This is a genomic window from Solihabitans fulvus, from assembly GCF_008386585.1.
Classification (GTDB): Bacteria; Actinomycetota; Actinomycetes; order Mycobacteriales; family Pseudonocardiaceae; genus Solihabitans; species Solihabitans fulvus.
In genome coordinates this window covers 1-332 of record NZ_VUOB01000445.1, presented here as the reverse complement: position 1 = coordinate 332, position 332 = coordinate 1, and the positions used below count along the sequence as shown (strand labels likewise).

Sequence of the window (332 nt, the reverse complement as noted above, 5' to 3'; positions counted from 1 at the left end):
GCGCGAACCGGATCGCGCACCATCTGCGCTCGGCGGGCGCGGGGCCCGGCACGCTCGTCGGGCTCTGCGTCGACCGCGGCCCCGACCTGATGCCCACGCTGCTCGGCATCCTCAAGGCCGGCGCCGCGTACCTGTCGCTCGACCCGGCCAATCCGATCGGCAGGCTGGCCCAGATCCTGCGCGACACCAAGGCATCCGTCGTGGTCACCACGGCCGGGCACGCCGTTGCCGTTGCCGAGATCCACGACCGCGAGCTGGTCGTGCTCGACGACCCGGCGCGGCGCGCGGCCATCGACGCGGCGCCTGCCACCGGTCCGGTCGGCGGGGACGAT

General features: G+C 75.0%; 1 protein-coding gene. It reads left to right on the top strand.

Annotated features, from left to right (window positions below; genetic code table 11):
• Positions 1–332: AMP-binding protein (locus tag F0L68_RS41970; RefSeq protein WP_149855497.1), on the top strand; the 332-nt coding region annotated here is incomplete at both ends.